Here is a 23,210-nt window from a genome sequence, read left to right as displayed (position 1 = left end):
ATCAAAGGAAATGGGGAGCACGCCGGTCATTCGGCCGCTCCATCGGTGAACACACGCACGTCCCACGGTCCGAGCGTGATCAGGTCCCCCGCATCGTGGGCGGTGCCCGCAAGCACGTCGCTGAGCCGGCCGGGCGCCGGGGCCTCCTGGGGGGTCCACGACCAGTTGTGCACGAAGTACACCCGGGAACCGTCGGCCGCCGTGGAACTCGTCACGGTGACGCTCTCCGGCAGGCCGGTCCAGCCGGCCGAGGGCGCGGGGACCAGCCATTCGGCGAGTGACCGGGCGAGCTCCTGGTTCGGCACCGTGCCGACCACGGTCACCCGGCCGGAGCCGCTGACCGCGCTCGTCACGGCGGGCCAACGCCCGAAATGCGGATGCTCGTAGCGGGCGAGCGACTCAGCTCCCGTCGGCGTGAGACCGTCCACCCACTCGGTGGCGGCGGAGCCGGGACGCAGCACAAAGCCGGTCGCGGCATCCGCTGCCGCAGCGGTGGCCGGGCCAACCGGAATCGGGTCTGTGAGGTTGGCGAACTCCTCGTACCAGGCCCCGGCGACGCCGTCGAGCCGGGCCGGCTGCACCTCGGTGCGGGCGCGGCCCTCCCGGTCGGCGTATGCCGAGCGCGGCCCGAGCACGAGGTGCCCGCCCGCTGCCGCGTACTCGGCGAGCCAGTCGAGCTCCGCGTCCGCTGCGGTGAAGAAGGCCGGCACGATCAAAACGGGATAGGTCGCCGCGAAGTCGATCGGGTCCCCGCCCTCGAGCGGGTCGACCCCGGCGGTGAACCGGGTCGGGAAAAGCTGCTGCGGCCGCACCATGCGGATCTGGAGCCCCGCGTCGAAGGCGCCGCGATAGAACGACGCGAAGATCTTCCGGTACGAGTCGACGTCGAAGTACTGGCCGGGAGCCTGGAACGGCGCCTGCGACGACAGCGCGAACTTGCTGTCCGAGTCATAGAGGATGGCGACGTCGCGGCCCGGGTCGCCTGCGCGACGAGGGACCCGGCGGCACCGAATTCGGCGCCGATCCTGGCCAGCTCGCGGTAGGCGCGACCCGGCTTCTGGTTGTGCGGGAGCACGCCGCCCCAGTATGTCTCGGTGCCGTAGTGCAGGGTGTGCCAGTGCCAGTACTCGATCATCTCGGCCCCGCGGGCGACGAGCGCCCAGGCGATCTGGCGCCACTGGCCGTCGTAGGGCGAGAAGTTCATCGGGGAGTGGCCGATCGACCCGGCATTGGTCTCGGTCACCAGGAATGGTGCCTGCTTCGAGGAGAACATCAGGTCGGCGAGGTTGTAGACCGCCCAGGTCCCGCTGACGATCCAGCCGGTCGAACGCGGCGCATCCGAGGGGTGCAGGAGCGAGTCCTGCGATTCGTAGTACGCGTTGCCGGAGGCCACGTCGAGGTTCGCCGACAGCTCGACGTCTTCGACGCCGTGCTGGTCGTAGGAGATGCAGGTGGTGACGAAGTGGTCCGGGTGCGCGAGTTCACGCACGATGCCGGCCTCCCAGCCGATGAACTCGGTGACGAGCCCGGCCTGGTACCGACGCCAGGCGAGGTCGTACTGCGGCTGGAAGTTGCCGTCCGGCACCCACAGGTCGGCCCAGGTCGAGAGCCGGTGCGACCAGTAGGTGAGGCCCCATTCCGTGTTGAGGGTCTCGACGTCGCCGTAGATCCCGCGCAGGTGGTCGACGAAACCCTGGAAGACCCCGCGGTTGTAGAGCAGGTGCAGGCCGGGCTCGTTGTCGACCTGGTAGCCGATCAGGGCGGGGTGGTCCCGGTAGCGCCCCACGATGGCGCGGATGATGCGCTCGGCGTGGAAGCGGAAGGCCGGGTGGGTGAAGTCCATCTCCTGGCGCGACCCCCAGGACTTCGCCGTGCCCGTCGCCGTGTCGAGGGCGATCTCGGGGTGCTTCCGGGCGAGCCACATCGGCAGCGCGTAGGTCGGGGTGCCGAGGATGACCCCGATGCCCCGCTTGTGCGCGCCGTCGAGCACGGGCTCGAGCCAGTCGAGGTCGAAGACGCCGTCCTCGGGTTCCCAGGTCGACCAGACCGATTCGCCGACGCGGATGACCGTGAAACCGGCCGCCTGCATCAGGTCGAGGTCGGTGTCGAGCCGCGGGCTCGGCTGGTACTCGTGGTAGTAGGCGGCTCCGAAGCGGATGCCGGCGAACGGCGGGGCGGACGAAGGCCCGGTCACGCGACGGCCTCTGGCAGCAGGGCCTGGGCCCGCTGCTCGGCGAGCAGGCGCGCACGGTCCTCGCGGCGCTCCGTCTGCCGGTCGGGGTCCGGCACGGGTGCGGCGAGGAAGAGCCGCTGGGTGTACGGGTGCTCCGGGCGACTGGTGACCTGGTCGCCGTCGCCCCACTCCACGATCTCACCGTGCAGCATCACGGCCACGCGGTGGCTGAGGTGCCGCACGACGGCGAGGTCGTGCGAGACGAAGAGGTAGGCGACGCCGGTGCGTTCCTGGATCTGACGGAAGAGGTCGAGCACCCGCGCCTGCGTGGAGAGGTCGAGCGCGGAGACGGGCTCGTCGCAGACGATCAGCCGCGGGTCGAGGGCGAGGGCGCGCGCGATCGCTATGCGCTGCCGCTGGCCGCCGGAGAATTCCCGGGGCAGGCGGTCGGCCGCATTGCTCGGCAGCCCGACCTGGTCGAGCAGGTCGAGCACGCGCTTGGACGCATCCGCCCGGCTGACCTTTCGCACGGTGAGCGGTTCCACGAGGATCTGCTCGATGGTGAGCGACGGATTCAGCGAGGTGTACGGGTCCTGGAAGACGACCTGGATCTCGCTCGACAGCGCCCGGCGGCCCTGGCGGCCGAGGTGGGAGATGTCCTTCCCCTTGTAGAGGATCTGGCCGCCGGTGACCGGGGCCAGGCCGAGCACGGCGCGGCCGAGGGTGGTCTTACCTGAGCCGGACTCGCCGACGAGGCCGACGGTCTCGCCGGGGCGGATGTCCAGGGACACGCCCTTGAGAGCCCGGAACGGCGGCTTGCGGAAGCCCTTGATCGGGTATTCGACGACGACATCCTTGACGTCGAGCAGAAGGTCGGTCATGACTGCACTCCAATGGTTTCGTCGGTCCTGGCGGCGGCCGCAGCGGAGACGAACTCGAGCAGCGGGCCGCGGGCCTCGCCGTCCTCGAGGATCGCCGCGAGCAGGGACTGGGTGTACGGGTGTTCGGCGTGGTTGAAGATGGCGCGCACCGGGCCGGTTTCGATCACCCGGCCGTCGCGCATCACCGAGACGCGGTCGCAGAGGTCGGCGACGACCCCGAAGTTGTGCGTGACGAGCACGACGCCCATGTTGAGTTCGGCCTGCAGGTCGCGCAACAGCTCGAGCACCTCGGCCTGCACGGTGACGTCGAGCGCGGTGGTCGGCTCGTCGGCGATGAGCAGGTCGGGTTCGCAGGAGACGGCGCCGGCGATGAGCACCCGCTGGGCCATGCCGCCGGACACCTCGTGCGGGTACGCCGCGAAGGTGCGTTCCGGGTTCGGGATGCCGACCTTGGCGAGCAAGTCGAGCGCGCGGGCTGTGGCGGCCTTCTTCGACAGGCCCATGCAGACCCGCATCGGTTCGACGAGCTGGCTGCCGATCGTGAATGACGAGTCCAGGTTCGACATCGGCTCCTGGGGGATGTAGGCGATCTTCTTGCCGCGGATCTTCGTCATCTCCTTCTCGGAGACGGTGGAGAGGTCGCGGCCCTCGAAGAAGATGGCGCCACCGGTGATCCGGCCGCCGTCGGGCAGCAGCCGGAGGATCGACCAGGCGGTCTGGGTCTTGCCGGACCCGGACTCGCCGATCAGGCCGTGGACCTCGCCGCGTCGGACCGTGAGCGAGACGTCGGAGACGACGACCTTCACAGAGCCGTTCGGCTGGTCATAGCCGACGGCGAGCTCGCGCACGTCGAGCAGGATGTCCCCGGTGCGGCCGGCGATGGCCGCGTCGTCGGGGTGCGAGAGCACGGGCTGCTTGTAGACGTCGACGCTCGCGACGGTCTTCTTCGCGTTCCGACGCTTGGCCTTGCCGCTGCGCTCGAGTTCGTCGCGCATCGCGTTGGCGAGCAGGGTGAGCGCGACACAGACGATCGCGATCACGAGGCTCGGCCAGAGGATCAGGAGCGGCGCCTTGTAGATCTTGGCGAAGCCGTCGTTGAGCATGGTGCCCCAGGTCGGGATCGACTGGTCGCCGAGACCGAGGAAGTCGAGTCCGGCCTGGATCGCGATCGCGATGCCGAGCACCATGGCCGACTGGATGATGACGGGGGCCCGCACGACCGTGAGGATGTGCCGGCCGATGATGCGGGCGTCACCGAGCCCCGCAACGCGGGCGGCGTCGACGTAGAGCTCGTTCCGTACCGCGGTGACCGAGGCGTAGACCAGCCGGAAGAACGCCGGCGAGAGCAGCACGCCGAAGATGGCCATCGAGAGCCACATCGACGGGCCGAGCACGGCGCGCGCCGCGAGGAGCACGACGATGCCGGGCAGCGCCATCAACAGGCCGGTGAGCCAGGAGGAGACCGCGTCGAACCACTTGCCGTAGTACCCGGCGATGAGACCGCCGGTCACGCCGATGATCAGGGCGATGACGAGGGCGAGCAGGGCACCGGCGAGGCTGAACCGGCCGGCGAAGACGAGGCGCGAGAAGACGTCGCGTCCGGCGCTGTCGAAGCCGAGCGGATGTCCCGGCTCGGCAGGTGAGAGCACCTTGGCGATGGTCGCGAGGTTGGGATCCGCGGTGGCGATGATCGGCGCGAAGATCGCGCTCAGCGCGACCACGACGAGGAAGAAGATCGAGACGACGCCGATCGGGTTCCTGAGCAGGCGCACGAACAGGGAGCGGCGCGAGCTGCGGGGGGCGACGGGCGCGAGGGCCGTGGGAGTGAGATCGATCATGAGAGACGCACCTTCGGGTTCAGCCAGCCCTGGAGCAGGTTGATGAGCGGGTTGACGACGACGACGACGATGATGGCGGTCGCGACGACCAGACCCATCACCATCGGGATGTCGCCCTGGGTGGTCGCGGTGACCGCGACCTGGCCGAGGCCCGGGATCGCGAAGATCTGTTCCACGATGACGGCGCCGCCGAGCAGTCCGACGAACTGCACCGCGAGCACGGCGAGCGCCGGTCCCCCGGCATTCCGCAGCACGTGCTTGTAGACGACCCGATTGAAGGAAAGGCCCCGGCTGCGCAGGGTGCGCACGTAGTCCTGGCGGAGGGCATCCGTTACCGAGCCCCGCACCTGCTGGGCGACGCCGGCGATGCTGCCGATCGCGAGGGCGATGATGGGCAGGGTGACCGTTGCGAGCCATCCGCTCGGCGATTCGGTCAGGGGCACATACCCGGTGGGCTTGAACCACTTGAGGTTGAGCGCGAAGAGAGTGACGAGGCCGAGGGCCACGAGAAAGCCGGGAATCGCGAAGCCGAGGATGGAGACGGCCTGGACGACCTTGTCGGCCCAGCCGCCGTGCACCGCCGCCCAGACGCCGAGCACAACGGCGACGATCGCGGTGACGAGGATGGCGCCGATCACGAGAGAGAGGGTGACGCCGACCCGGGAGGTGATGCCGACCGTGACGAGCTGGCCGGTGAACCAGGACGTGCCCAGGTCGCCGCGGACCGCGTGGCTGAGCCAGTCGACGTATTGCACGGCGAGGGGGCGGTCGAGCCCGAGGGCCGCGGTCTTCTGGGCGACACCCTCCTCGGTGGCCATCTGGCCGAGGATGCGGCGGGCGATGTCACCGCCGCCGACGTAGAGAAGGGAATACGCGATCGTGGAGATCACGAAGAGCAGAACGATGCCAGAGAGCAATCGTCTGAGGATGAATCTGAACATCGTTGTTCCTCACTGCAGTGGATGGAGACCGGGCCGCGCGGCTGCCCGCGCGGCCCGGGTGGTGGTGATGTGTCCCGGTTAGGACACCGGGGTGAAGTTCCAGAGGTACGGGTAGGTGTTGCCGACCTGGGTGACCACCTTCGTTTTCGCATCCGTCGCGAAGTTGGACTGCACGCGGTACCACGGCGCGAACCAGGCCTGCTCGACGATGTAGGCGTTGAGCTTCTTCGCGGCGGCATCGGCGTCGGCCTTCGAACCCGTGTGCACGGTGGCGATGAGCGCGTCGGCCGTGGGGTCGTCGTACTTCGTCGGGTTGAAGGTCGAGTTCGGGGTGAGCTCGAAGTTGATCAGCGCCCAGTCGGTGTCTTCCTGCAGCTGCATCCAGGTCGCGGCGTACTTCGGGGCCAGGATGTCGGCGATGAAGTTGTTGCCGGCATCCGTGTAGTTCACGGTGATGCCGACGTCCTTGAGCTGCTGCTGGATGAGGGTGAAGGTGGCCGCAGGCACGAAGCTCGTGGTCGGCATGTCGATCGTGAGCCCGCCGGAGTAGCCGGCTTCGGCGAGGAGCGCCTTGGCCTTGGCCGGGTCGTAGGAGTAGCGGGAGTCGAGGCTCTCGTCGTAGGCGACCGAGCTGGTCGGAAAGATCTGGCTCGTCGGGGTGCCGAGGCCCTCGCCGACCGCGGTCAGCAGGGACTTGCTGTCGAATGCGTAGTTGATGGCCTGGCGCACCCGCACGTCCTTGAACGCCGGGTTCAGCGTGCCGTCACGGTCGAAGAGGATGAGGCCGGTCCAGTCCAGCTCGAACGGGTTCATCGTGTAGCCGGCCGCTTCGAACTCAGGGATCGTGCTGCTGTCCGCGACCGCGGCACCGTTGATCTGGCCGCCCTTGACGGCGTTGAGGAGTGCCGTGCCGTCCGCGTAGACCTTGAGGGACAGGTTGTCGTAGTGCACGCTCGTCGGGTCCCAGTAGGTCGGGTTCTTGGTGAACTCGTAGCTCGTGCCGACGACGGTCTTGGCCGTGTCGAGGATGTAGGGACCGCTGCCGATCGGGTTGGTCTGCAGGTCGGCGCTGGTGAAGGCCTTGGGGCTCTCGACCATGCCGGCGTTCTGGGTCAGGTAGTGCAGCAGCGCCGGGTCGGCCTCGGTGAGGGTGATCGTCAGCGTGGTGGGGTCCGTCGCGGTCGCGGCGGATACCGACTTCAGGAACGACGCGTTGGCCGAGGCGCCGTCACGGAACCGGATAATGTTCTGGGCTGCGGCATCGGCGTCGAACTTGGTGCCGTCCGTGAAGGTGACGTCGTCACGCAAGGTGAGGGTCAGCACCGTGTTGTCGGCGTTGTACGCCCATTTTGTTGCCAGGTCCGGGCCGACCTCACCGCTCGGATCCGCTTTGAGCAGGGTGTCGTAGACGGCCTGACCGTATGCGGTCTGCGTCGCGAAGTTCATGTCCGCTGCGGCGAAGGTCGAGGCCGGGACGACGACGCCCAGGGTGAGAGTCGTCGCAGCGGAGCTGGACGAGGTCGACCCTGCGGCACAGCCGGTCAGGCTCAGGGCCACGACGGCGGCTACCGCGGTCATGCTTTTCCATCGGAACATCTTCGGTCCCTTTCACGTACAAGTGCAGCCCCACTGTGGGCTCCGTGCAGCAAAGCTAACATCAAAAACGAACGAGCACTAGGTTTTCAACCATGAATTACGAATAGTTATTAGCTTTTTATTTTTCCGGGCTGAAACCCGGTCGTGGACCGGCGCGCTGGGCTGCGCGCCGGCCCCCGACCCGGTCTATGACGGGACCATGCCGCGGCTAGGAAACGGGCGTGAAGTTCCAGAGGTACGGGTAGGCGTTGCCGACCTGAGGGATGACCTTCGTCTTCGCATCCGTGGCGTAGTTGGACTGCACGCGGTACCACGGGGCGAACCAGGCCTGCTCGACGACGTAGGCGTTCAGGTCCTTGAGCGCGGCGTCGGACTCGTCCTTGCTGCCGTTCAGGATGGTCGCGACGAACGCGTCGACCTTCGGGTCCTGGTACTTGGTCGGGTTGAAGGTCGCGGTCGGGGTGATCTCGAAGTTCACGAGCGCCCAGTCGTTGTCCTGCTGCAGCTGCATCCTGGACGCGGCGTACTTGGGGGCGAGGAGGTCGGCGATGAAGTTCGTGCCGGTGTCGGTGTAGTTCACCGTGATGCCGACGTCCTTGAGCTGCTGCTGGACGAGGGTGAAGATCGCCGGGCCGATGAGCGAGGTGCTCGGCATGTCGATCGTGAGGCCGCCCGCGTAGCCGGCGTCTGCGAGGAGCGACTTGGCCTTGGCCGGGTCGAAGGCGTAGCGGGAGTCGAGGGACGCGTCGTAGGCGACGGAGCTCTTCGGGAAGATCTGCGTGGTCGGGGTGCCGAGGCCTTCACCGACCGCGGTCAGCATGGCCTTGGTGTCGATCGCGTAGTTGAGCGCCTGGCGGACCCGGACGTCCTTGAAGGCCGGGTTCATCGAACCGTCGCGGTCGAGCAGGATGAGACCGGTCCAGTCCAGCTCGAACGGGTTCAGCGTGTAGCCGGCCGCTTCGACCTCGGCGTTGTTGGTGTTGACGGTGAGCTTGGCGCCGTTGAGCTGGCCGCCCTTGACGGCGTTCAGCATCGCGGTGACATCGGCGAGCACCTTGATGGAGAGGTTGTCGTAGTGCACGGAGCTCGGGTCCCAGTACTTCGGGTTCTTGGTGAACTCGTAGTTCGTACCGACGACGGTCTTGGTGGTGTCGAGGATGTACGGGCCGCTGCCGACCGGGTTGGTCTTGAGGTCGGCGTTGCCGAAGGCCTTGGGGCTCTCCTGCATACCGGCGTTCTGGGTCAGGTAGTGCAGCAGGGCCGGGTCGGCCTGGGTGAGGGTGAGGGCGACATGGGTGTCGTCGACGGCTTTCGCGTCGGCGAGTGACGCGAGGAAGGATTTGTTCGGCGAGGCGCCGTCACGGAAGCGGATCAGGTTCTGGGCCGCGGCATCCGCGTTGAACTTGGTGCCGTCGGTGAAGGTGACGTCGTCGCGAAGGGTCAGGGTGAGCACCGTCTTGGTGTCGTTGTACTCCCACTTGGTGGCCAGGTCGGGTCCGACCTCGCCGGTCGGATCCGCCTTGAGGAGGGTGTCGTAGACCGCCTGGCCGTAGGGGGCCTCATTGGCGAATGCGATATCCGCGGCCGAGAAGGTGGTAGCTGGAACGATCACGCCGAGGGTGAGTGTGGTCGGGGCGCCGGAGGTGGTCGTGGTGCTGGTTGCCGAGCAACCGGTCAGGCCGAGAGCAAGAACTGCTGCGGCCGCCGTGAGGCTTTTCCATCGGAACATCGGTGTTCCCTTTCAGTGGGTGACCCCTCTTTGGGTCGCGTGGCTGAAAAGCTAACAGGAAAAGCGATTAACTACTAGGTTTTCGTCAAATCGTTATTTTCCGCGCTAGAGTCAGCGCATGACTATGACGGGGAAGTCGCGTGGGAGCTACGCCAAAACGGCAGGCCGACGTCGGGAAATCCTCGAGGCCGGCATCGAGGTGTTCGCCAACCACGGTTTTCGCAACGGTTCGCTACGGGAGATCGCCGAGCGGGTCGGAATGAGCCAGGCCGGCCTGCTGCACCACTTCTCGAACAAGAACGAACTGCTCGCGGGCGTGCTCGCACTGCGCGACGAGCGCTCCGTGGCGCTCGTCCCCATCGATGGCACGCCCGACATCGAGACGATTCGCGGCATCGTGCGCGTGGCGGAGTACAACGCCGAATTCGCACCGGGTCTTGTGGAACTGCACTGTGTGCTCTCCGCCGAGGCGACGGCGCCAGAACACCCGGCCCACCAGTACTTCCTCGACCGGTATACCTGGGTCGTCGGCCTGATGGTCGACGCGTTCACCAATGTCCAGGCGGCGGGCCAGCTGGTCGATGGAGTCGAGCCGGCGAGCGCCGCGCGGTCACTCATCGCGCTCAGCGACGGCCTGCAGGTGCAGTGGCTGCTCGCCCCGGACACCCTCGACATGGCTGAGGAGCTCCGGCGCTACCTGCGCCCCCTCTTCACGATCGACTTCTAGAACTCTCCCCGGCCCTTTCCGGTCGAGAGTCACCGGTAGGCCTGGCACTCTCGACCGGAAAGGTCACTCTCCAGCGGCGGCGTGGGCAGCGAGCTTGGCGGTGAAGTCGGCGAAGAGCAGGCGCAGGTCAAGCCGGGTGTAGACCCGGATCGGGCGCGGACCCTGCCGCGGCGTGGGATCGTAGCTGCCGTCCGTGAGGATCCGTGGGGCGGTGCAGGTGACCCATGCGCTCGAGGACGGGTCAGGCTCGAAACTGGAGTGCAGCGCGGTCAGGAGCACGAGCGGGCTGTCACCGAGGATGTACGTCTCACCGAGGTTGATCCCGTGCCGTCCGGCCGTGCCCGCGACCCCGGCGAGCGCCGCGTAGAGGTGCCGGCCGATCGCACCGCAGGGCCGTACCGAGGTGAGCAGCTCGGCCCAGGAGAAAAGCGTCTGCCGGTAGGCGTCCCGCGGCACCTGCCAGAGCGGAATCCGGGAGTCGAAGATCACCTGGGCCGCACGGATGTCGATGGCGAGGTTGTATTCCGCGCCGCTCGTCCCCGGCGGCGCGGCCGCGATCCCGTCGTGTTCGGGCCCCCCGATCCAGACCAGGGTCAGCCGGTCGGCGATCCGCGGCTCGAGCAGGTAGGCGCTCGCGATCTCGGTGAGCCCGGCGCCGCACGCGACGAAGAGCGGAAGCTCGGTGTCGTCGCGGAGCGCCTCCCGGATGATCAGGTCGGTTGCGGCAGAGCGGATGGCCGTGGTCCGGTCGCTGAGCCCGACGTTCGACCCGGCGATGACCGGGATGCTCCCGGTGCGCCCGAGCAGGTCGAGGACCTTTTCGGCGGCGGCGGCCGCGTTCGTCGCGGTCTGCTCCGAGGGATCGAACGGGTCGCCGGGGCGCAGGTGCGAACCGATGATCGCCCGGATCTCGACCGACGGCGACAGCACGTGGTGCGCGAGCTGGACGAGGCCGTCCGGATCCCCGGAGAAGTCGTTGTCGATGATGACGCGGGCGCGGGGCCGGACCACCCGCTGCAGCTCGGCTTCGATCGGGGGCAGCGCCCCGGCATCCGTCTCGATCTGGTTCATCGTGCCTGCGCCTTCGCCCGGGGGAAATATCGCAACCAGACTACAAGTGTCCCCGGCCCCGCCCGTCCCAGGTGTTCAGTGCGGGGCCGGGCAGGACTAGCGTGCGGCACGGCCGGCCCCCTTCTCGCAGCATCCGCCGGGGCAGCCGGGCAGTACGGGGCCGTGCTGGCGCTCGAGGGCGAGGGTGGCGAGGGCCGCGACGAAGGCGGGGTGGATGCCGGGGGTTGCGACTCGTTCCACCGCCAGTCCGAGGCTGGCTGCGGTGGCGGCGGCCTCGGTGTCGAGGTCCCAGAGCACCTCCATGTGGTCGGAGATGAAGCCGATCGGCACGATCACGACTGCCTCGGTTCCGTCGGCGGCGAGCGCCCTGAGCGCGTCGTTGACGTCGGGTTCAAGCCACGGCATCGCCGGCGGGCCCGAGCGGGACTGGAAGGCGAGCGACCAGGCCGGCTGGCGTGCATCGGGGGCGGCAGCGCCCGGTTCGGCGAGGGCGGCCATCACGGCGACCGCGACGGCCCGGTGCTGGGCGAGGTAGGCCCCACCCGTGCCCCAGCCGGCGTCGCGCGGACCGCTCCGGTCGGCATCCGCTGTCGGGATCGAGTGCGTCGTGAAGAGCACCTGGGTGCGATCGACCGGCACGCCCCGCGCCGCGAGGCGCGCGAGAGCGGCACGCGCGCCCTCGACGAAGGGCAGGACGAAGCCGGACTCGCCGAAGTACGGGCGCACCGCGTCGATGCGCCCGGTGGCGTCGAGCCCCGTCGCGGTCAGGGCCCCGGCGATGTCCTCACGGTACTGGCGGCAGCTCGAATATGAGCTGTACGCGCTCGTCGTGATCGCGAGGAGCCGGGTATGACCGGCAGCGGATGCCGCCAGCACGGTGTCCGCGAGTAGGGGCGTCCAGTTGCGGTTGCCCCAGTACACCGGCAGCGGCTCACCCCGGTCGGTGAACTCCGCCTCGAGGGCGGCCCGCAGGGCCCGGTTCTGCCCGTTGACCGGGCTCACTCCCCCGAAGGCCCGATAGTGGGTCGCGACGGTCTCGAGCCGTTCCTCGGGGATGCCGCGACCACGGGTGACGTTGCGGAGGAAGGGGATGACGTCGTCCTGCCCCTCTGGGCCGCCGAAGCCGAGCAGGAGCACGGCGTCGTATGTGCGGTCAGGCTGGGTTTCCTCCCCCGGCTCGCTCATGCCGTCAGGCCGGCCGCAGCATCCGCGCCCGGCTGGTACGGGCAGGCCGGGTCTTCGCCGAGGGGATCTCCGCTCGAGGCGAAGGCGCGCGCCCGCGAGCCGCCGCAGAGGTCGGCGTATTCGCAGCTGCCGCAACGGCCGCTGAATTCGGTCGCGCGGATCTGCTTGAGCAGCGGGTTGTCGCGATAGATCTCGGCGAGCGGGGTCGTTTCGACATTGCCGAGGCCGAGCGGCAGGAAACCGGCCGGGTAGACCTCGCCGTCGTAGGCGACGAAGACGATGCCCTTGCCGTCGCGGGTCGACGCCGTCTGCGCGCGGGGCAGTCCGATCGGCGGCCCCATCAGGGACTCGAGCCGGCCGGCCAGCCGTTGGTATAGCGCGGTCTCCGGTGCAGGGTCTCCCGCGCGGCGCCGGGCGACAACCCGGCGGAAGAACGGGGCCTCGACCGTGCGGACGATGAAACCGTGTTGGGAAGCATCGAAGAGGAAGTGGCAGATCTCCTCGTGTTCCTCGGGCGTGACAGCCTCCGTCGAGACGCCGCGTCCGACCTGGACCAGGAAGAAGACCTCCCAGATGGCCGCGCCCGCGTTCGAGATGAGGGCGGCGACATCCGCCAGTTCGTCGACGTTCGCGCGCATCACCGTCGTGTTCACCTGCACGCTGAGCCCGGCCGAGGCGAGGGCGCGGATGGCGTTGACGGTGTCCTCGAAGTGGCCGGGGATGCCGCGCACGCCCTCGTGGGTCGGCGCGCTCGCACCGTCGAGGCTGACCGATACGGCCTTCACCCCGCTCGCGACGATCTTCTCGATCATCGCGGCGGTGAGGGTGGGCGTGACCGAGGGTGAGAGGGCCGTCGGCAGTCCGAGACCGGTGGCGTACTCGACGAGTTCGAACAGGTCGGGGCGCATCAGGCAGTCGCCGCCGGTGAGCACGAGGATCGGGTACGGCCGGCCGAAACCGGCGATCTGGTCGATCAGGTCCTTGCCCTGGGCCGTCGTGAGTTCACCGGGCAGCGCCTGCATCGTCGCGCTCGCGCGGCAGTGTTTGCAGGCGAGGGCGCAGGCCCGGGTCGTCTCCCAGAACACGAGCATCGGGCGCTTCGAGTAGTCGGGGCCGGGGCCGCGCCGGGCGGCGGGCAGCGTCGGCAGCACGGCGGGGTAGCCGAGCACGTGGCTTCTGGTCTCGTCGACGATGCTCATGCGCCGACCTCGCTCGGTGCCTGCGCCGCGGCGATGGTGCCGGCGGCGATGCTTTCGGCGATCCGGGTGGCGACCCGTTCGGCGTCGGCGACGCAACTCGCGAGGCCGACTCCGCGATAGCCCGATCCGGTCAGGTGCACCCCGGGCAGTGCAGCGAGCTCCAGGTCGGCGGTGTCGAGCCGGCCCTGGTGCCCGACGACGTATTGCGGCATCCCGAGCGGCCAGCGCTCGATGTGGTGGCTGGTGGGTCTCCCGGTCAGCTCGAGCGCCTCGACGAGTTCGGCGTGCACCTGCGCGACGAGGGTCGTGTCGTCGAGGCCGGCCCAGCGGGTGTCCCCGGCGCGCCCGACCATGCAGCGGATGATGACGGTCGCCTCATCGGCGAGGTGCGGCCATTTCTCGCTCGAGAACGTGCAGCCGACCACGAGTTTGCCCTCGACCGGCGGAACCAGGAACCCGTTGCCGCCGAGCGGGCGACCGAGCGCGGAGCGCGGGTAGGCGAGGCAGATCGTCGCGACGTCCGTGTAGGGGATCCCGGCGAGCGCGGCCCCGAGCACGGGGTTCTCGGCCAGGAGCAGGCCGGCGGCGACAAAGGCGGGGGTGGCGATCACGACGGCGTCGGCCTCGGCACTCGTCCCGTCGGAGAGACCCACGAGGTAGCCGGCACCCTCGCGGGCCAGACTCGTGGCGGCCGTGCCGAGGCGGATGTCGTCGCTCGCCGCCCGCGCGGCGAGCGCGTCGATGAGGCGGGCGAGTCCGCCCTCGACAGTGACGAGGGTGGCCCCGCCGGCCCGGGCGAGCCGGGGTGCCGTTCCGGCGGGCGCCGTCGCGCGGGACCCGGCCGCGGCATCCCCCGCGGTGGCGACGGGCACGGATGCGGAGCGGGACGCGGCGGCGGCCTTCGCGGCCGCGGCGCGGCGCCGGCGGCGGAGCGCGAGGTTCAGGCTGCGGTTGCCGCGGGCGAGCACCTCGATGTCGGGGGCGGTGCTGTGCGCGCTGAGCTCATCGGCGCGACCGGCGTGGATGCCGCCGAGAAGGGGGTCGACGAGCCGGTCGAAGACCTCGTGGCCCATCCGCGGGACCACGATCTCGGCGATCGTGGGATCGGCCGGCAGGGTGCGCCCGGCGGGGAGCACGAGGTCGAGGAGTACCCGGGCGAAGCCGAGCGGGGAGAGCAGGCGTGACCGGAGCAGCGGCAGCAGTCGGTCGGGGATGCCGAACACGGTTCCTGCGGGCAGCGTGCGGAGGCGTCCGCGGGACCAGATCCGCGATCCCCCGCTCGCGGGTGCGACGACGAGGTCGGCGAGGCCCAGGTCGGTGAGGAGGTTCACGGCGACGGGTGCGCGCACCATCAGCGCATCGGGGCCGGCGTCGACCGAGTGCCCGGCGAAGTCCTCGGTGATGATCTTGCCGCCGAGGCGGGGGGAGGCCTCGAGCACGGTGATCAGGACCCCGTCCCCGAGAGACTGGTGCAGATAGTGGGCTGTCGCCAGTCCGCTGATTCCGCCGCCGACGATGACGACCCGGGGTCGAGAGAGCACGTATGGTCCTTCCGTTGCCGGTGGACCGGCACAGTCGGAAGGCTGGAGCACACCGTTCCATCGATCCTACGGCTCGGCAGGAAAGGGTTTTCCGACACTAGTGTCGGCGTCCCGTTCTGCCGCGCCCCCGTGACCCGAGACCGCAGGAGCGCCTACTTGGCGTGCGCCTCGGTCTTCTGCAGCTGCCACTCGAGGTCGTCTGGCGAGAGATTGGCGTCGCGGAAGGCATCCGTCAGCGGCAGCTGCAGGCGCAGGTCGGTGCCGAGGCAGAGGGCGGCGTGGCCGGACTTCAGCTTGAAGTCGAGCACGTGGCCGCCGGCGCGGCGGTCGTCGGTGACGAAGTGGGCGTGGCAGCCGGGAACGCCGATGCCCTGCTCGTAGAGCGGGGTGCGGAAGCCGACGATCGTGCCGGTCACGTTGTGCAGCTCGACGATCGCGTCCTCATCGGTGGCCTCGACCATCGGGCGATACGGCTTCTCCTGCTTGACGACCGTGCGCATGGTGATCCACTCGAACTCGGCGTCGATCCGCAGCGCGTACATGTAGTTCTCCGACGAGGTCATGCGGTCGATGAAGGCGGATGCCTCCGCGCGCAGGACACCCTCCGGCAGATCGCTCTCGACGTGAGGGACGAAGTTCGTGACGACCGCGTACGGGGTGTGCGCGCCGAGATCGGCCTTGGAGACTCCGCCGTCGGCACGCAGCTGGTAGCAGCTGCCGTCGAGAATCAGCATCTCGCCGTCGAGCCCGTTGAAGGTGCCGATGCCGAAGCTGCCGTGGCCGAGCAGGTCGCGCACGGTCATCTCGCCCTCGTACACGCCGTCGAGCAGGGCGCTCATCAGGCTCGTCTGGAAGATCTCGTGTCGGGAGACCGTGAATTCACTCACTGCAGCACATCGCTTTCCAGATCAGCCATGAGCTCATCCCGGTTGTTTCGGTAGTCGACGCGCACGTCGATGATGCTCGGCCCTGGCTCGGCCATGGCCTGTTTCAGCACGCCCGCGAAGTCGTCGAGGTGCGTGACCCGGTAACCGTGGGCGCCGAAGGATTCGGCGTACTTGACCGCGTCGTAGTCGCCGAGCTGCACGCCGGAGGTGCGGCCGTACTTGCCCTGCTGCTGGAACGCGACCATGTCGTAGGTGCCGTCGTTGAAGATCACGTGGGTGAACGTCGAGCCGAGGCGCACCGCGGTCTCGAGTTCCATCGCCGAGTAGAGGAACCCGCCGTCGCCCGAGACGGAGACGACCGGGGTGCCCGGCCGCACGAGGCTCGCGGCGATCGCCCACGGAAGGGCGACGCCGAGGGTCTGCTGCCCGTTGGAGAAGAGCAGGGTACGCGGGTGATAGGTGCGGAAGTGCCTGGCCATGTAGATGTAGTGCGACCCCACGTCGCAGAGCACGGTCGTGTCATCGGGCAGCAGGTTGCGCATCGCGAGGGTCAGGGCCGCGGGGTGCACACCCTCCGACTCGTCGTCGTTCCAGTGCGGTTCGTCGGCCTCGGCGAGGCGGGCCCGTTCGGTGGCGACGACAGCGGATGCCGCGGCACTGAGCTCGAGGCCGTCGATCTGCCGGGCGAGCGCGTCGATGGTCTCGGCGACGTCGCCGCGCAGCTCGACCGTCGGGCGGTAGTAGTCGTCGAGGTCTGCGGAGAGCTCGTCGAGGTGGATGATCCGGCGCTGGTGGTCCTTGTTCCACTTCGAGGGCTCGTACTCGACGAAGTCGTAGCCGATCGCGAGGATGAGGTCGGCCTTGTGCAACAGGATGTCGCCCGGCTGGTTGCGGAACAGGCCCACCCGGCCGAGGTAGTGCTCTTCGAGCTCGTGGGACAGCACGCCGGCCGCCTGGAACGTCTCGACGACGGGCAGGTCGGCGACGCCGAGAAGGCGATGCAGGGCAACGGTCGCGCGGTCGGACCCTGCACGTGCGCCGGCGAGGATGACCGGGAACTTCGCGCCCTTCAGAAGTGCGGCCGCGCGCGTGACACTCTCCGCCGGGGCGGCGCCGAGGCGCGGCACCCAGTGCGGTCCCGTCATCGACACGGTCGTCGTGTCGACGAGCACGTCATACGGGAGCACGACGGCGGCGGCGCCCTTGGGCTCCTGGGTCGCGCGTCGGAACGCGTTGGCGATGGCCTCCGGCACGTTGTCGGCGACGCTGACCTCGCCTGCGGACTTGGTCACGGCGGAGAGCATGCCGACGGCGTCCATGGACTGGTGGGTGCGCTTGAGCCGGTCGGCGCGGGAGACCGCGCCGCAGATCGCGACCATCGGGTCGCCCTCTGTCGTGGCCGTGAGCAGGCCGGTCGCGAGGTTGGAGGTGCCGGGCCCGCTCGTGACGAGCACGACCCCGGGCTGGCCGCTCAGCCGGCCGACGGCCGCGGCCATGAAGGCCGCATTCTGCTCGTGCCGGCAGACGATGAGTTCGGGGCCGTCGTCGACGAGGGCGTCGTAGACGGGGTCGATCTTGGCGCCGGGAACGCCGAACACCCATTTCACCCCGTGGGCCTTGAGCACCTCGACGACCCGGTCGGCCGAGCGCCGGGGCGCGGCGGGCGCGCCGAGGCCATCCGTTATCGAGGGGACCGCGGAATGAGGATCGGTCTGGACGCGGGCATCCGCCTGGATCGGGGCGTCCGCCACGGGGCCGCTGCCCAGGACAGTTGAATTGTTCGTCACGTCATGCCTTCCGGTTCGCCATTCGAGCGGCTCCCTGTATCTATCGTCCCGCTCCGACAGATAAGAAACAACGCCGAATGGTGATGGAAACGATCTGTAAATGAGATGATGCACGAGTGGATGTGCGACAGTTCGAATTCTTCAGCGCGGTGGCGAGCGAACTGAGCTTCACGCGCGCCGCCGACCGGCTCACGATCGCGCAGTCCGCGGTGTCCGCGGGGGTGCGGTCGCTCGAGAACGAACTCGGCGTCGAGCTCTTCGACCGCAGCCGCAGGCAGATCCGGCTCACCTCGACGGGCGAGCTGTTGCTGCCCAAGGTGCGCGAGGCGCTCGATGCCGTGAACGGGGTGCGCGATGCCGCCGAGGAGACCACCCACGCGATCACGGGGTCGATCGTGATCGGCCTGATGACCTCGGTCACCCTCGTCAACGTGCCGCGACTGCTCGGGCTGTTCCGCACCGGCCACCCGGGGGTCGGGGTGCGGCTGCGCGCGGCCAGGCGCGGTTCGGCCGGGCTCCTCGACGAGCTCGCGACCGGCGAACTCGACCTCGCCTTCCTCGCGCTCAGCGGACCCGTGCCCACCCAGCTCGTGGCCGCGCCGATCTCCTCCTCGCCGATGGTGCTCGTGGTCCCGGCCGATCACCGCCTCGCCACGGCCGGGCACGTCGGCCTCGACCATCTCGACGACCTCGCCCCCGAGGAATTCATCGACCTGCCGCCCGGCTACGCGAGCCGGCAGATCGTGGACGAGACCTTCGCCGCGGCCGGCCTCGAACGCCGGGTGATGATCGAGGTCTCCGACATCGGCACCGCCGCCGAATACGTGACCAACGGGCTCGGCGTCGCCCTGCTGCCCGAATTCGCCGCCCGGGACGCCCGCAACGTGCGACGCCTCCCCGTCGCGGGCATGCCCGACTTCACCGTCTACCTCGCGGCGTCGCGCACCCGGCGGCTCTCGGCGGCGGTGCGGGCCTTCATCGACCTGGCCCTCGCCGACGACGAGACCGGCGCGATCCGGTGATGCGGTGATGCGCTGATGCCCCGGCTCGTCGTGGTCCTCCCGCTCACGCCGCTCGCTGTCGGCGCCACCTTCCTGGTGCGCGACTGGCCCCTGCACGTGACGGTGCTGGCGCCGTTCCTGACGGATGCCGCGCCCGGCGCGATCAGGGAGGCTCTCGCGGCCTCGGCATCCGCCGTGCCCGCGCTGAGCGTGGTCGCCGGCGGCGCGGAACGCTTCGAGCGCCGCCACGACATTCCCGTGACCGTGCTCGAACCCGACCCCGGGCTGACCGCGCTGCACGACCTCGTGGTCGCGGCCGTGCGGCCGTTCGCGACTGCGCCAGGGGAGGCGGCGTTCACCGGAACCGAGTTCCGGGCGCACGTCACCGACAAGCACCACGCGCGGGTGAATACCGGCGACATCCTCGAACTCGGCCAGATCGCTCTCGTCGACATGGCGCCCCGGGCCGACCCGGCCGGTCGCGCCGTGCTCGCGACGATCCCGCTGCGCCCGCGCTCTCACTCGGCCCGCCCCTAGCTTCGGCGGCCGGCACGCGTCGCGCGTCACGTGTCGCAACCCAGCGCAGGCGCGCCCGTTGCGCCGCTTCGCGCCCGGCATGCCTGGCGCGAAGCGGCGCAGGGGGTGCGCGAGGAGAAAAGCTGCGTCAGGCGGCGAGCGGATGCGCCGCGAAGAACCTGAGGACGGCATCCGTCGCCCACGCGCTCTCGAGGAAGTAGCCGTGCCGGAGCCCGGGCAGCTCCCCGAATGCGGCATTCGGAATATGTTCGGCGAGGCGTTCGCCGTTCCCGGGAGGAGTGACCTCGTCGGCGTCGCCGTGCAGCACAAGCGTCGGCGCGGTGATCCCGGGGAGGTGGTCCCAGGCGTCGTGCGCGGTGCTCGCGCCGAACAGGAGGCGCCGGGTGTGGACCGAGGTCGGTCGTACGAACATGGCCGCGACGAGCTCCGGGTGGGACGCGATGAAGGCATCCGTGAAGAACAGCGGACCCATGGAGAGCGCGTCGCCCCGGGCCATGCGCTGGGCGACGTCAGCCGTGCGGGTCAGACCCCGGTCATCGCCGCCGCTCGTCGCGCCGAGCACGAGGGCGCCCAGGCGATCGAGGTGGTTGATCGCGAACCACTGCGCGACCCGGCCGCCCATCGAGTGCCCGTACACGTGCGCCCTGTCGATCCCTGCGGCGTCCAGAACGGCGACGATGTCCTCGGCGAGCGCCGCCGTCGTGAAGCGCACGTCGGCGCCGGGCTCGCTGTCGCCGACCCCGCGGGTGTCGAATGTGATCACCCGGTGCCGGGCACCGAGCGTCGGCAGCAGCGGAGACCAGGACCGGCTCGAGACGCCCTGTCCCGCGACCAGGACGACGGGGTCACCTGTCGCGTTGCCGCCGGTCGACGACCAGGCAATGCGGGCGCCGTCGGGCGCGAGGGCGTACTCCATGGATGCCTTCCGAGCGGGGCCTGGGACTCCCCCATCGTAACGAGCGCACCGGGGAGGGCGCCGCAGGGCTCAGCCGATGAAGGTGCTCGCCGTCACCTCGAATTCCTCGACGTCGACGATCGTCAGGTGCTGTTCGGCGCTCGAGTCGGCGCGAATCGACTCTGCGGGCTCCCTGCTCCCCGCGAGGGAGTCCTCCGAGTCCCAGAGGGTGATGGCCAGGGCCGTGTCGGTCTCCGTGCCTTTCAGGAAGTACATGCCGCGGCAGCCGGGGTTCGCCAGCACCCGCAGCATGGTCGCATTCTCATTCGCGTGGGGGTCGGTGTCTGGACCGGTCCTGAAGGTGCTGATTCGGGCATACATCGTCAGCCCTCGACCATCATCACGACGGTTTCCGGGCGGACGCCGTCGAACTGCATCGCCTCAGCCGCGACTTCGGACGCCATCACCCGCTGGAAGACGTCCATGTCGGGCACGTCGGCGATCAGGCCGACCCTGTGGTCGTCGGTCGGGTCGATGAAGGTCTGGATGCTGATGCCGAGCGGCCCGAACACCTCGTCCCGCCGGGGTGAGGTGAGCCAGTGCTCGACGTCATCGACCTCATGGAATATCAACACAGTTGTCATGATTGCCTCTCTCGGTTCCGACGCTGGGACAGGAGGGTGAGCGGTTCGTTCGCGCGCGAACCGGCCATCGCGCAGACCGTACCGCCGCTTCCCCCCGAGCGATAGGGACGCTCGACGAAGCGCCGGGACCTCTGCTCGACGGTCCCTGAGATGTCGGCGGCCAGTGCGTCCGGAGAGATCACGGCAACAGCAACGCTCGGAGCGTCAGATTCTGGCGAAGGCGGCCGCGGAAGCGCTGAGGGACACAGCGACGCAGTACGCCGTCGCCGGGCCGAGCAGGATGAAGACCGCAGGGACGGAGATTGTCGAAGCGATGATCGCGACGAGGATGACCAGGGGCAGGATCGTGCCGATGACGGCCACCAGGCCGGTCCGGCGCGGGTTGATCAGCGCAGGCACGACCAGGATCACGCAGATCACCCCGAACACGATCAGCGGCAGGCCGGATTCCCGGGGCCAGACCCCGTCGGGCCACACGACCGCCGCGAGCCAGGCAAGCGGAATGCCCCAGACGAACGCGATCGAGCCCCAGATTCGGGCCGCCTGCCACCCGCGGGTCTCGGTCCAGGCGGACATCACAACGACGAAAACGAGCCCGACCACCACGGAGAGACACTGCAGCACGACGGTGACGATGACGCCCGTGCGGCCCATGGGCCCGAGCAAATTCCGGTCTGGCTGGCCCAGCCAGACGATGAACGGCAACCACGGCAGTGCGGCTCCGATCGCGATCACACCGATCCGCGTCGCCTGCACGGATGTCCGCGCCCACCACACCGGTCGTGTTTCGAGCCCCGCGTCCACCAGTGAACCCCCTCGTGGGGCGCTCGCCCCCTCTCGCAATCTAGGAAGGCCCGATGGCTGGCCAATGAACCACCGGCGTCCCAGACATGAAGACTCGGGCTCGGTGCCGGCTCCTCCGAGGGCCGGGGTGAAGGTGTTCCATCCCTTAGGATCTGCACACGGGGGTATGGGATGCGCGGAATCGCGGCAACATGCGGGTTGATATCGATGCTGGTGGCTCTTACGGGCTGCTCGAGCGGCGGGGCCGTCGGCACGCCAGCCCCAACGCCGTCGGCATCCGCGGATCCACCAGCAACACAACCGGGCGTTCCGGGGACGCTCCCGACCGGGACCATCGGAACGGGCACGCTGACGTCCGACAACGGTACTACCGGCAATGTGAGCTTCGATTTCCACGGAACCGAGCTCACACTCCACATCGATGACCTCGTCACTCCGGCAGCGGCCACGGTCGACGCGGTGACCGCGACCCAGCCCATACCGGCGAACCAAACCTGCTACGACAGCGGCTTCCGCATGGACTTCGGGCCGTTCACGAGCGGAAGCGGCGCCTACGGCTGGGGTGACCTCAGCATCCTCAGCGGCGATCCCAGCGGAATCGACCAGGTCATTCTGGTCACAACCCCCGCCCAACCGGACACAACCGACCCGGACTGCCTTGAGGCCGTCGTCGCGCGCGCCGACATCCGTTGGACCTTCACGCCGCTCCGCGGCTACCTCAACCCCGTGGACTCCGATGCGACGCCCGGCGCCCGGGGCACGGTCGACGTCATCGACGGCAAGCCCGCGGGCTATACCGCCGCAGCGAATGAAAACCGCGCCGACGTGGCCGCCCGGTTCGGCATCACCGTCGACGACCTCACCTATTTGAACGATGCCCAGCTGATGGGCACGAACAAGGAAACCGCGCCGGCGGGAAGGCGACTCAACCTGCTCCTCGCAGACCGATAGCACGAGCACATCGGCAGCACGAAGAGAGCGGGCCGGGCGATGAGGAAAGGGAGCCGCCTGTCAGAATCGAACTGACGACCTTCTCATTACGAGTGAGATGCTCTACCAACTGAGCTAAGGCGGCGTGACGCCCGAATGCTTCCTTCCGGAAACGCGCGGTGACACAGCAACAAAGCTTAGCTGGTCCGGAGGGTCAATTCGTACAGCCCCGCGAACGACGCCCGCACCCGATCGGCGAGCGGCTCCGACTCGTCTCCCTCGGCCCAGCAGCGCCAGGCGTGTCGCAGGGCTGCGACCGCGACGAGCGTGAGCAACAGGGCGCGCTGGTGCAGCGCGATCGGGTCGGCGGCGAGCACGGGATCGTCCGCCGCGAGGCGCCGGCTGATCACGTCGTCGAGGTGTCCCTCGAAGCTGCGGAGGGTAGCCATCCGCATGCCGAACAGGTAGGGGTTCTCCTTCATCACCTGACGCCGCAACTGGTGAATCTCCCGGTCATCCTGGGAATTCTGCACGCTGGTCGAGAGCAGCACCGCGAGGTCGGCGAGGATGTCACCGGACGGGCTCCTGTGTACGAAGTCCTCGATCTCCGCCTCGGAACCGAGGGTGAGATCGTCACCGGCGAGGGCGGCGTCCTTCGACGGGAAGTAGTTGAAGAAGGTGCGCGGGGACACATCGGCGATCCGGCTGATGTCCTCGACGGTGACCTTGTCGACCCCGCGCTCGGACGCGAGCGTGAGCACAGCGAGTTGGATGGCCCGGTGGGTCGCCAGACGTTTCCGTTCACGCAGGCCGGGTTCTTCCGCAACATCCACCATGGTCACAT

22 protein-coding genes and 1 tRNA gene are annotated in these 23,210 nt (G+C 69.0%); 4 read left to right on the top strand and 19 right to left on the bottom strand.

What is annotated here, in order from left to right; genetic code table 11:
• Positions 1-26 precede the first annotated feature (26 nt).
• From RHM57_RS01105 to RHM57_RS01075, 7 genes are all read right to left on the bottom strand, one after another.
• A complete protein-coding gene (locus RHM57_RS01105) occupies positions 27-815 on the bottom strand; it encodes a beta-galactosidase trimerization domain-containing protein (RefSeq protein ID WP_322189371.1) in 789 nt (262 codons plus the stop codon).
• Positions 713-2,194, bottom strand: a complete 1,482-nt coding sequence (locus RHM57_RS01100; RefSeq protein ID WP_322189369.1) for a beta-galactosidase — start codon at positions 2,192-2,194, stop codon at positions 713-715. The genes RHM57_RS01105 and RHM57_RS01100 overlap by 103 nt, the downstream gene beginning before the upstream one ends.
• A complete protein-coding gene (locus RHM57_RS01095) occupies positions 2,191-3,054 on the bottom strand; it encodes an ATP-binding cassette domain-containing protein (protein WP_322189366.1) in 864 nt (287 codons plus the stop codon). The genes RHM57_RS01100 and RHM57_RS01095 overlap by 4 nt, the downstream gene beginning before the upstream one ends.
• A complete protein-coding gene (locus tag RHM57_RS01090; protein WP_322189364.1) occupies positions 3,051-4,892 on the bottom strand; it encodes a dipeptide/oligopeptide/nickel ABC transporter permease/ATP-binding protein in 1,842 nt (613 codons plus the stop codon). The genes RHM57_RS01095 and RHM57_RS01090 overlap by 4 nt, the downstream gene beginning before the upstream one ends.
• Positions 4,889-5,833: an ABC transporter permease gene (locus RHM57_RS01085; protein ID WP_322189362.1), complete on the bottom strand. Its 945-nt coding sequence runs from the start codon at positions 5,831-5,833 to the stop codon at positions 4,889-4,891. The genes RHM57_RS01090 and RHM57_RS01085 overlap by 4 nt, the downstream gene beginning before the upstream one ends.
• Before the next feature lie 78 nt (positions 5,834-5,911).
• Positions 5,912-7,411 (bottom strand): ABC transporter substrate-binding protein, encoded by a 1,500-nt coding sequence (locus RHM57_RS01080; protein ID WP_322189360.1) that lies wholly within the window; start codon positions 7,409-7,411, stop codon positions 5,912-5,914.
• Positions 7,412-7,637: 226 nt separating this feature from the next.
• Positions 7,638-9,158 carry an ABC transporter substrate-binding protein gene (locus RHM57_RS01075; RefSeq protein ID WP_322189358.1) on the bottom strand — a complete coding sequence of 507 codons (1,521 nt, stop codon included), beginning with the start codon at positions 9,156-9,158 and terminating at the stop codon, positions 7,638-7,640.
• Positions 9,159-9,276: 118 nt separating this feature from the next.
• Between RHM57_RS01075 and RHM57_RS01070 the strand changes: the two genes are divergently transcribed.
• Complete coding sequence (locus RHM57_RS01070; protein ID WP_134447060.1) at positions 9,277-9,885, top strand: TetR/AcrR family transcriptional regulator; 609 nt, start codon at positions 9,277-9,279, stop codon at positions 9,883-9,885.
• Positions 9,886-9,948: 63 nt separating this feature from the next.
• On the opposite strand, the gene RHM57_RS01065 is transcribed toward RHM57_RS01070, so the two are convergent.
• The 6 genes from RHM57_RS01065 to alsS all read right to left on the bottom strand — a co-directional run bounded on the left by RHM57_RS01065 (position 9,949) and on the right by alsS (position 17,555).
• Positions 9,949-10,956 carry a nucleoside hydrolase gene (locus RHM57_RS01065; protein ID WP_322189356.1) on the bottom strand — a complete coding sequence of 336 codons (1,008 nt, stop codon included), beginning with the start codon at positions 10,954-10,956 and terminating at the stop codon, positions 9,949-9,951.
• A gap of 96 nt (positions 10,957-11,052) precedes the next feature.
• Complete coding sequence (locus tag RHM57_RS01060; protein WP_322189354.1) at positions 11,053-12,141, bottom strand: ferrochelatase; 1,089 nt, start codon at positions 12,139-12,141, stop codon at positions 11,053-11,055.
• Positions 12,138-13,340 carry a TIGR04053 family radical SAM/SPASM domain-containing protein gene (locus RHM57_RS01055; protein ID WP_322189352.1) on the bottom strand — a complete coding sequence of 401 codons (1,203 nt, stop codon included), beginning with the start codon at positions 13,338-13,340 and terminating at the stop codon, positions 12,138-12,140. The genes RHM57_RS01060 and RHM57_RS01055 overlap by 4 nt, the downstream gene beginning before the upstream one ends.
• On the bottom strand, positions 13,337-14,881 hold the full coding sequence (gene hemG / locus RHM57_RS01050; protein ID WP_322189350.1) for a protoporphyrinogen oxidase: 1,545 nt from the start codon (positions 14,879-14,881) through the stop codon (positions 13,337-13,339). The genes RHM57_RS01055 and hemG overlap by 4 nt, the downstream gene beginning before the upstream one ends.
• A 152-nt stretch (positions 14,882-15,033) precedes the next feature.
• Positions 15,034-15,768, bottom strand: coding sequence for an acetolactate decarboxylase (gene budA / locus RHM57_RS01045; protein ID WP_322189348.1), 735 nt, complete (start codon positions 15,766-15,768; stop codon positions 15,034-15,036).
• On the bottom strand, positions 15,765-17,555 hold the full coding sequence (alsS, locus tag RHM57_RS01040; protein ID WP_322189346.1) for an acetolactate synthase AlsS: 1,791 nt from the start codon (positions 17,553-17,555) through the stop codon (positions 15,765-15,767). Before alsS ends, budA begins: the two co-directional genes overlap by 4 nt.
• 116 nt (positions 17,556-17,671) lie before the next feature.
• On the opposite strand from alsS, the gene RHM57_RS01035 reads away from it, so the two are divergent.
• Together RHM57_RS01035 and RHM57_RS01030 are read left to right on the top strand one after the other, a co-directional pair.
• A complete protein-coding gene (locus RHM57_RS01035; protein ID WP_241975239.1) occupies positions 17,672-18,577 on the top strand; it encodes a LysR family transcriptional regulator in 906 nt (301 codons plus the stop codon).
• A 15-nt stretch (positions 18,578-18,592) separates the two neighbouring features.
• Positions 18,593-19,093, top strand: a complete 501-nt coding sequence (locus RHM57_RS01030; RefSeq protein WP_322189344.1) for a 2'-5' RNA ligase family protein — start codon at positions 18,593-18,595, stop codon at positions 19,091-19,093.
• A 127-nt stretch (positions 19,094-19,220) separates the two neighbouring features.
• On the opposite strand, the gene RHM57_RS01025 is transcribed toward RHM57_RS01030, so the two are convergent.
• The 4 genes from RHM57_RS01025 to RHM57_RS01010 all read right to left on the bottom strand — a co-directional run bounded on the left by RHM57_RS01025 (position 19,221) and on the right by RHM57_RS01010 (position 21,436).
• Positions 19,221-20,009, bottom strand: coding sequence for an alpha/beta fold hydrolase (locus RHM57_RS01025; protein WP_322189342.1), 789 nt, complete (start codon positions 20,007-20,009; stop codon positions 19,221-19,223).
• A 69-nt stretch (positions 20,010-20,078) separates the two neighbouring features.
• Positions 20,079-20,300: a hypothetical protein gene (locus RHM57_RS01020; RefSeq protein WP_322136502.1), complete on the bottom strand. Its 222-nt coding sequence runs from the start codon at positions 20,298-20,300 to the stop codon at positions 20,079-20,081.
• 71 nt (positions 20,301-20,371) lie between these two features.
• Positions 20,372-20,632, bottom strand: a complete 261-nt coding sequence (locus tag RHM57_RS01015) for a hypothetical protein (protein ID WP_322189340.1) — start codon at positions 20,630-20,632, stop codon at positions 20,372-20,374.
• A 204-nt stretch (positions 20,633-20,836) separates the two neighbouring features.
• Positions 20,837-21,436 carry a hypothetical protein gene (locus tag RHM57_RS01010; RefSeq protein WP_322189338.1) on the bottom strand — a complete coding sequence of 200 codons (600 nt, stop codon included), beginning with the start codon at positions 21,434-21,436 and terminating at the stop codon, positions 20,837-20,839.
• A gap of 378 nt (positions 21,437-21,814) precedes the next feature.
• On the opposite strand from RHM57_RS01010, the gene RHM57_RS01005 reads away from it, so the two are divergent.
• Complete coding sequence (locus RHM57_RS01005) at positions 21,815-22,387, top strand: hypothetical protein (RefSeq protein WP_322189336.1); 573 nt, start codon at positions 21,815-21,817, stop codon at positions 22,385-22,387.
• Between the two features lie 51 nt (positions 22,388-22,438).
• Here the strand turns inward: RHM57_RS01005 and RHM57_RS01000 are convergent.
• Both RHM57_RS01000 and RHM57_RS00995 read right to left on the bottom strand, forming a co-directional pair.
• Positions 22,439-22,511: transfer RNA gene (locus tag RHM57_RS01000), tRNA-Thr, on the bottom strand.
• A gap of 52 nt (positions 22,512-22,563) precedes the next feature.
• Positions 22,564-23,202, bottom strand: coding sequence for a TetR/AcrR family transcriptional regulator (locus RHM57_RS00995; RefSeq protein ID WP_322189334.1), 639 nt, complete (start codon positions 23,200-23,202; stop codon positions 22,564-22,566).
• Positions 23,203-23,210: the final 8 nt, after the last annotated feature.

The sequence above is a fragment of the Cryobacterium sp. 10S3 genome, assembly GCF_034344045.1.
GTDB lineage: Bacteria > Actinomycetota > Actinomycetes > Actinomycetales > Microbacteriaceae > Cryobacterium > Cryobacterium glucosi.
The sequence above is the reverse complement of the archived record's forward strand: the minus strand, read 5'-3'. Positions and strand labels throughout refer to the sequence as shown.